Origin of the sequence: Aeromonas media (assembly GCF_000819985.1) — a bacterium.
GTDB classification, from domain to species: domain Bacteria; phylum Pseudomonadota; class Gammaproteobacteria; order Enterobacterales; family Aeromonadaceae; genus Aeromonas; species Aeromonas media.
The window spans coordinates 1-8,394 of the sequence record NZ_CDBZ01000020.1; the positions used below are offsets into that span (position 1 = coordinate 1).

6 protein-coding genes and 1 pseudogene are annotated in these 8,394 nt (G+C 64.7%); 3 read left to right on the forward strand and 4 right to left on the reverse strand.

The features are described from left to right. Positions 1 to 362: 362 nt before the first annotated feature. The 4 genes from BN1127_RS01850 to BN1127_RS01865 all read right to left on the reverse strand — a co-directional run bounded on the left by BN1127_RS01850 (position 363) and on the right by BN1127_RS01865 (position 2,959). Positions 363 to 575, reverse strand: a complete 213-nt coding sequence (locus tag BN1127_RS01850; RefSeq protein WP_042648280.1) for a hypothetical protein — start codon at positions 573 to 575, stop codon at positions 363 to 365. A 112-nt stretch (positions 576 to 687) separates the two neighbouring features. Beyond that, positions 688 to 1,029: a DUF1294 domain-containing protein gene (locus BN1127_RS01855; protein ID WP_042648281.1), complete on the reverse strand. Its 342-nt coding sequence runs from the start codon at positions 1,027 to 1,029 to the stop codon at positions 688 to 690. Further along, entirely contained in the window at positions 1,026 to 1,616 is a 591-nt protein-coding gene (locus BN1127_RS01860; RefSeq protein ID WP_042648282.1) for a sugar O-acetyltransferase, read from the reverse strand. The genes BN1127_RS01855 and BN1127_RS01860 overlap by 4 nt, the downstream gene beginning before the upstream one ends. An 80-nt stretch (positions 1,617 to 1,696) precedes the next feature. Further along, on the reverse strand, positions 1,697 to 2,959 hold the full coding sequence (locus BN1127_RS01865; protein ID WP_005332842.1) for an MgtC/SapB family protein: 1,263 nt from the start codon (positions 2,957 to 2,959) through the stop codon (positions 1,697 to 1,699). Positions 2,960 to 3,139: 180 nt separating this feature from the next. Here BN1127_RS01865 and BN1127_RS01870 point away from each other — a divergent pair. The 3 genes and pseudogenes from BN1127_RS01870 (at position 3,140) to BN1127_RS01880 (ending at position 8,312) form a co-directional block, all read left to right on the forward strand. After that, positions 3,140 to 5,151: pseudogene (locus BN1127_RS01870) on the forward strand (prolyl oligopeptidase family serine peptidase). A 148-nt stretch (positions 5,152 to 5,299) separates the two neighbouring features. Then, the gene (locus BN1127_RS01875; RefSeq protein ID WP_042648283.1) at positions 5,300 to 7,438 is read left to right on the forward strand and encodes an AsmA family protein; all 2,139 of its coding nucleotides are present in this window, start codon (positions 5,300 to 5,302) and stop codon (positions 7,436 to 7,438) included. 139 nt (positions 7,439 to 7,577) lie between these two features. Continuing rightward, complete coding sequence (locus BN1127_RS01880; RefSeq protein WP_005332837.1) at positions 7,578 to 8,312, forward strand: SDR family oxidoreductase; 735 nt, start codon at positions 7,578 to 7,580, stop codon at positions 8,310 to 8,312. The last annotated feature ends 82 nt before the right edge of the window (positions 8,313 to 8,394 follow it).

Genomic DNA, 8,394 nt, shown 5'->3' on the forward strand with positions numbered 1-8,394 from the left:
AGATCTCACTAAAAACTGGGGATAACGCCTTAAATGGCGAAGAAACGGTCTAAATAGGCTGATTCAAGGCATTTACGGGAGAAAAAATCGGCTCAAACATGAAGAAATGAAATGACTGAGTCAGCCGAGAAGAATTTCCCCGCTTATTCGCACCTTCCTTAGATATTTACATAGATTGAAATATGGACTTCTCTGAAATAAATGATTATATATTCTGTTTTTTACGCCGACTTCAAGTCGGCGTATTGTTTTTTAGTAAACCTCAGAAATAATTAGCGCCACATTCTTGTTATAAGGAATTTATCCTTTCAGTCATCTTACCCTGAGTTGCCATTTTTATGGTCCCCCGATGTGACTTGGCCTCATAGCTCCCGGAAGGGCCGACGCTTCTCCTGCTCAAGCACTATGGCCTCCAGATTGGCGACCCGCTCCTGCAACTCCCTGATGATGAGATCCTGCTTGCCGAGGCGATCCGTGATGCGGGCGTCCCCCAGCTGATAGCGGGCGCGCTTGCCGAGATAGCCGAACAGCACGCTGATGAAGACGATCAGGACTATGCCTGTCCACATGGTCATAACTGACTCCTTGTCGATGTAGAAACGAGACGATCCGCCCCAAGGATCTCGTTGTCTCACAACGATCCATTGGCGGCAATGCCTGTACGGGCATTGCCTGGGGCTTGCCAGTTCAGCCTCCCTGCCAGAGCGGCCGGCCGACCCAGAGTCCCCACAGGGTGAGGTGCAGCAGCACGATAAACCAGAACACCCGCCGGTAGCTCCCCTTCTGGGTCTTGTGGCGTAGCCAGTGGCGAGCCACCAGGGCGCCGGGCCAGCCGCCGAGCAACTCCAGCAGGTGCAGGCGGGATTCCGGAATGCGCCAGCCGCCGCATATGGCCTGGCGCTTGTCGTGGGCATAGGCGAGCACGGTGAGCAGGCTCATGGTGGTGATCAGGACCAGCGGCCACCAGTTGGCCTCCTGAATGCCAAGCCAGGCGGTCCAGATGAGGGGCAGCAGTGCCAGGGCCATCATGACAGCAGCGCCGGATCCCGGGGCTCGTCCGGGCAGAGGGTGCGAATGACCCTGGCCGGGTTGCCTACCGCCAAGGAGTCTGCCGGTATGTCCCGGGTCACCACGGCGCCGGCACCTATGATCGTGCGCGGCCCTATGGTGACGCCGGGGCAGATGATGGCGCCGCCGCCAATCCAGCAGTCATCGCCGATGCGCACCGGCTTGTTGTAGGCGGTCCAGTTGCGCCGCTCCAGATAATCCATGCTGTGGGTGGCGGTGTAGATCTGCACGTTGGGGGCCAGCAGTACATGGCTGCCGATGTGCACCTCGCCCACGTCCAGTATGGTGATGTTGAAGTTGAAGAAGGTCTTCTCGCCGATGTGGATGTTGCGGCCGAATTCGCAGGTGAAGGGGGTGCTGATCCAGCAGGAGTCCGGGCAGTGGCCGAACAGCTCGGCGCACAGACGCTGACGCGCCTCGTGATCCCCCGCCGGTGTGGCGTTGAGTTGCGCCAGCAGGGCCTGGCCGCGGATCCGGTCGTTCGCTATCTCCTCGCTCTGGCTGTTCAGGGCGCCCCCCGCCAGTACCTTGTCCCAGTCGCTTGCCATGCTCACCTCCTCTCATGTGCCAAGAGGCGCCAGTATACGCCAGCGACGCCGGCGGCGTCAGGCGCGTCCTGGTGGTCGGGTCAGTTGCCTGGCCAGATGAGGGGCAGGATCAGCAGGATGGAGAGGAGGTAGGGCAGCATGACCCTCAGCCCCAGACGGCGGCCGCCGATCACCAGCGCCAGCAGTCCCTTCACCAGGGAGTTGACCAGGCCGGCGAGCAGAATGGCCCGGGCCGCCACTTCCAGGGCCAACTCCTTGTGGGAGAGCTGGGAGAGGGAAAGGGTGATGGCGTCCACGTCCGTGATGCCGGAGACCAGCGCCAGCAGATAGACCCCGGAGTTGCCTACCTTGCTCTGCAGCAGGGTGGCCATGAAGCCGATGAGCGCCAGCAGCAGGCCGAACTTGATGGCGGTGGCGAGATCCAGCGGGTTGCGGGTTTCGGGTTGCACCGGGTTGTCTGTCATCTCTTCACGCTGGCGCCAGAACCAGAAGGCGAAACCGTAGACGGTGGCCGCCAGCAGCAGCAGGGGGGGGGCCAGGCGCATGGCCAGCTCGTTGTGAATGAGCAGCACCAGCACCAGCAGTCGCAACCACATGGTGGCCCCCGCCAGCAGGATGCCGGTGGCCAGCAGCCGCTCCAGCCCGGGCTGCTCCTTGTTGAGGCGGGCAAATTGCAGGGTGAGGGCGGTGGAGGAGGCGAGCCCCGCCAGCATGCTGGTGAGCACCAGACCTGCGCGGGTGCCGAGCAGGCGCACCGCGAAGTGGCCCGAGAACGAGATGCCGGCGATCACCACCACCATCAGCCAGATCTTGAAGGGGTTGAAGGCGTTGAGGGGGCCCATCTCGACGTCGGGCAACACGGGCAGCAGCACCAGAGAGATGAGCAGGAAGCGCAGAGTGGCGTGAAATTCCGTCTCGCTCAAGAACAGCATGCCCTGCTGGATCTTGCCCTTGAGCCCCATCAAGAGCGCCGCCAGCACGGCACAGGCCACCGCCTCGCTCGGGCTCTGCAACACGGACATTAGCCCCAGCAGATAGGTGAGCACCATGGCCACCGAGCTGGTGAGGCCAAACTCCCCCTGCCAGCGCTGGGCCAGCCAGACCGAGAGACCGCAGCCTGCCACCACCGCCAGCAGGCCGAGCAGGGCCAACCAGGCGCCCAGGGTGGGCAGCAGCAGGGCGCAGACCCCGCCGAGCAGACCGATGAGACCATAGGTGCGCATCCCGGCGATGCGCTGGTTGTCTCCCAGCTGGCGCACCTGCCAGCCCCGTTCCAGTCCGATGATGAGCCCGATGGCCAGTGACACCAGGGCGCCATAGACGGGCTCCGCCTCGATCCACATGCTGCTCTCCTCTCATTGTTCTCCATGTCAGGATGGCACAGACCGCCCACGGGCAGGGGGAGCTGGCTCACAGAGCAGGCGCAGGCTTTGGTTGGTGAGGGCGGACCCGTTGGGGGGTTGGGCCGTCCGGCACTCTTTGCTAACCTGCCCGCTTCACCGAAATCGCAGGGAGCCGCCTCGATGCGAGCCATTGTCAGCCTGCTGGCCCTGTCACTGCTGTGTGCGTGCAGCGGCCAGCCAATCGAAGAGGATGCCATGTCAGGGAAAACGCGCCTTCACTACCCCGTCACCCGCCAGGGTGAGCAGGTGGATCACTACTTCGGCCAGGCCGTGGCCGACCCCTATCGCTGGCTGGAGGATGACCGCAGCCCCGAGACCGAGGCCTGGGTCGAGGCCCAGAACGCCGTGACCCGGGACTACCTGGCACAGATCCCGTATCGCGCCGCCATCAAGGAGACGCTCGCCTCTTCCTGGAACTACGCCAAGGAGGGAGCGCCGTTTCGCGAGGGGCGCTACCACTACTTCTTCAAGAACGACGGCCTGCAGAACCAGAACGTGCTGTGGCGCCAGCTGCCGGGCAAGTCGGCCGAGGTGTTCCTCGATCCCAATACCCTCAGCCCCGACGGCACCACGGCGCTGGATCAGCTGAGCTTCTCCCGGGACGGCCGCATCCTGGCCTACTCCCTGTCACTGGCCGGCAGCGACTGGCGCGAGATCCACCTGATGGACGTGGAGAGCAAACAGCCCCTTGAGGCGCCCCTCAAGGACGTGAAGTTCAGCGGCATCAGCTGGCTCGGCAACGAGGGCTTCTTCTACTCGAGCTACGACAAGCCCGATGGCAGCGAGCTGTCGGCAAAGACCGATCAGCACAAGGTCTATTTCCACCGGCTCGGCACGGCGCAGCAGGATGACCGGCTGGTGTTCGGCGCCATCCCGGCCCAGCACCACCGCTACGTGGGGGCGACCGTCACCGAGGATGACCGCTTCCTGCTCATCTCGGCGGCAAACTCCACCTCCGGCAACCGCCTCTATGTGAAGGATCTGAGCCAGGAGAACGCGCCGCTGCTGACGGTGCAGGGAGATCTGGAGGCGGACGTGAGCCTGGTGGACAACAAGGGCAGCACGCTCTACCTGCAGACCAACCGGGACGCCCCCAATGGCCGACTGGTGACGGTGGACGCCGCCAACCCGGGCCCCGAACAGTGGCGCGATCTCATCCCCGAGCGCCAGCAGGTGCTGACGGTGCACAGCGGCAGCGGCTACCTGTTCGCCGAGTACATGGTGGATGCCACCGCCCGGGTCGAGCAGTTCGACTATGAGGGCAAGCGGGTGCGCGAGGTGGCGCTGCCCGGCCTTGGCAGTGTCAGCGGCTTCAACGGCAAGCACGATGATCCCGCCCTCTACTTCGGTTTCGAAAACTACGCCCAGCCGCCCACCCTCTACCGGTTCGAGCCCAAGAGCGGCGCCATCAGCCTCTATCGCGCCTCGGCGGCGCCGTTCAATCCCGCGGATTATGTCTCGGAGCAGCGCTTCTACCAGAGCAAGGACGGCACCCGGGTGCCGCTCATCATCAGCTACCGCAAGGGGCTCAAGCTCGATGGCAGCAACCCGACCATCCTCTACGGCTATGGCGGCTTCGACGTGAGCCTGACCCCGAGCTTCAGCGTGTCGGTGGCCAACTGGCTGGATCTGGGGGGCGTCTATGCGGTGGCGAACCTGCGCGGGGGCGGCGAGTACGGCCAGGCCTGGCACCTGGCGGGCACCAGGATGAACAAGCAGAACGTGTTCGACGACTTCATCGCGGCGGCCGAGTATCTCAAGGCCNNTATCACACCTTCACCGCCGGGGCGGGCTGGGCCTATGACTACGGCACCAGCGCCGACAGCGAGGCGATGTTCGACTACCTGAAGGGCTACTCGCCGCTGCACCAGGTGCGGCCCGGAGTCAGCTACCCCTCGACCCTGGTGACCACGGCGGATCACGACGATCGGGTGGTGCCTGCTCACTCCTTCAAGTTTGCCGCCACCCTGCAGGCCGATGATGCGGGCCCTCATCCCCAGCTCAGCCGCATCGAGACCAATGCGGGGCACGGGGCGGGCACGCCGGTGGCGAAGCTGATCGAGCAGAGCGCGGACATCTATGCCTTCACCTTGTACGAGATGGGCTACCGGCAACTGCCGACCATCCAGTGAGACCAGGGCCCTGCGGGGCCCTTTTCGTTGATGGGGCGGCCGCCGCGACCATCCCTGTCTCGCCATTTGCCCGTTTTGGGATCGGTACAGCCTGCGGCTGGCCCCCGGTGGTATAGTCAGCCACAGGATCTGCATTGAGGAGTTCGTCGTGAAGAAGATCATCTACATCCTGCTGGGGTTGGCGCTGGCCGCCGTGGTGGCCATCTCCGCCCTGGTGTCCCTGATTGACCCCAATCAATTCAAGCCCCAACTGGCGGAGCAGGTGCGCAAGAGCACGGGCCGCGAGCTGGTGATGGAAGGGGATATCGGCTGGCGCTTCTGGCCAAGCCTCGGTCTCTCTCTCGAGAAGGTGCAGCTTCGCAACCCCGCCGGGTTTGCCGAGCCTGACCTGCTCCGCTTCGCGCAGGGTGACGCTTCTGTCGCCCTGCTGCCGCTGCTCTCCCACCGGCTGGAGATCGGCAAGGTGACGCTCAGTGGCGCCCATCTCTTTATCCAGACTCGGGCCGATGGCAGCTCCAACCTGAATGGCCTGGTCAAGGCCTCTGCTGCCGACAAACAACCCTCAGCCAGCGAGAGCCAGCCTGCCGCTGCTGCCGCCAGCGACGAGAAGCCCTGGCAGATCAGCCTGCAAGGGGTGGCATTGGTCGAGGCCAGCGCCCTGGTGCGAGACGATCGCAGCGGCGCCGTCTCCCGTCTCGACCGGCTCGACCTCGATCTGGGACAGCTGACCCCGGGTGAGTGGGTACCGGTGACCCTGGCCGCCAAGGGCGCACGCGGGGAGCTGACCTTTGATCTCAAGGGGCAGACCCAGCTCAAGCTGGCCCGGGAGGCCAAGGCCAGCGAGCTGAAGGATCTCAGCCTCAGCGGCAGCCTGAGCCAGCCATCGCAGCGGCTCGATGCTTTCTCCCTCAAGGCCGATCGGCTGGCGCTGGGGCAGTGGAGCAGCCTGACCCTTAACCTGAGCGGCGCCCAGGGGGCGGCGGACAAGCCGACCCTGGCCGGTGCCCTGGAGGGGACCCTCAAGGCGCGGCTCGATCAGGGGCTGCAACTGGTGGAGGTGTCGGATGCGGTGCTGGCCGCCAAGCTCAGTGGCGATGGCCTGCCACGCCCGCAGATGCAGCTCAAGCTGGCAGGATTTGCCCGTGCGGAGCTGGACAAGCAGAGCGTCACCCTGAGCAACCTGGTGCTGGGGGCGGACGAGGCCCTGCTCAGCGGCAACGGCACAGTGCGGCTGGGGGCCGTGCCCAAAGTGGAGTTCGACCTCAAGGGGGAGAAACTCGATCTCGACGGCTGGCTCGGTCAGCCGGCCAAGGCTGCCGCCGCGCCCGCCGCTCCTGCGAAAGGCGAAGACAAAGGGACTGCCCCCGCAGCCAAGGCGCTCTCCACCATGGAGCCTGATCTCGCCGCCCTCAAGACGGTGGATCTGGCCGGTCGGCTGCAACTGGGCAGCCTGCGGGTGAAGGGGCTGGATCTCAACGCCGTGGATCTGCAGCTCGCCCTGGCCGGTGGCCAGCTCAACCTCAAGCAGTTCAGCGCCGGGGTGGCCGGTGGTCGGGTGACGGCGAGTGGCGTGCTCGATGCCCGCCAGCAACCCGCCCGCTATCAGGTACACAAGCGGATACAGGGGGTGGATATTCGCCCGCTGCTGCAGACCCTGGCCCAGAACGATCGACTGGAAGGCAAGGGGGATCTCGAGGTGCAGGTGCAGGGCACCGGTCTCTCCGAGCAGGCGCTGCGCAGCCAGATGCAGGGCAAGGTGAGCCTCAGGCTGAGCGACGGTGCCCTGCACGGCATCAACCTGGCGGAGATGATCCGTGAGGCGCGGGCCACCCTGACCGGCAAGGGGGCGGATCAGGTGAAGGAGGCGCGCAAGACCGACTTCAGCGCCCTGACCGCCAGCTTCCAGATCGCCAATGGCGTGGCGCGTAGCGACGACATCCAGCTGCTCGCCCCCGCCCTGCGGGTGAAGGGCCAGGGCCAGACCGCCCTGGTGCCCGAGACCCTCGACTTCCTGTTCCTCACCTCAGTGGTGGAGAGCAGCAAGGGCCAGGGGGGCAAGAGCGTGGATGAGCTCAAGGACGTCACCATTCCGGTGCGTATCGGCGGCCACTGGCAGGCACCGAGCTACCGGCTCGACGTGAAGGAACTGCTCAGCAACAACAAGGTGCTGGAGGAGAAGGCCCGCAAGGAGGCCGAGCGCGGCCTCAAGAAATTGCTGGGCGACAAGGCCGACGACGAAGGGGTGAAGGGAGTAGCCGACCAGCTGCTCAAGGGCCTGTTCAAATAGCCCGCCTCCCGCTGATGCCATCCAGAGCCCGCCCCGTGCGGGCTCTTTGTTGTGACGCAGGTCGCCATGGGGTGAGGCCTGATCAGGAACATGGGGTAATATCCGTGGCAGTCATCAAAACCGGGAACCAGGAGGGTTCATGAACAAACGGGTGCTGATCACTGGCGGCGGCAGAGGCATAGGGGCCGCGACGGCCCGTTATCTGGCGGGGCAGGGGTATCACCTCTGCCTCAACTATCGCTATGACAGGGCCAGTGCCGAGGCGCTGGTGGCCGAGATCCGGGCGCAGCATCCGGTCTCCTGCATAGCAGTGCAGGCGGATGTCAGCGTGGAGGCCGAGGTGGTGCGCCTGTTCGAGGAGATGGACGCGCGGCTCGGCCCCATCACCCATCTGGTGAACAACGCAGGCAGGCTGCAGCCCCAGATGAAGGTGCTGGAGATGAGCGCAGAGCGGATCAACAAGACCCTGACCACCAATGTCACCGGCTATTTTCTCTGTTGCCGCGAGGCTGTCCGCCGCATGGCACCGGGCGGCGCCATCGTCAACGTCTCCTCCGCCGCCGCGCGCCTGGGCTCCCCCGGGGAGTATGTGGACTACGCCGCCGCCAAGGGGGCCATAGACGTGCTGACCAGAGGGCTGTCCCTGGAGGTGGCGGCTCAGGGGATCCGGGTCAATGGGGTACGGCCCGGCTTTATCTACACCGAGATGCATGCCGACGGCGGCGAGCCCGGCCGGGTAGACAGGGTCAAGAGCCATATTCCGCTGCAGCGGGGCGGCGAACCTCGTGAGGTGGCCGCCGCCATCGCTTGGCTGCTGTCGGACGAGGCCTCCTACGCCACAGGTACCTTTATCGATGTAGCTGGCGGGCGATAGGCGTCTTGCTGGAGGAAAAAGGGGGAGGCGTCGCTCCCCCTGGATCAGGATTATTCGTATACCCGACATTCCGCACCTGATT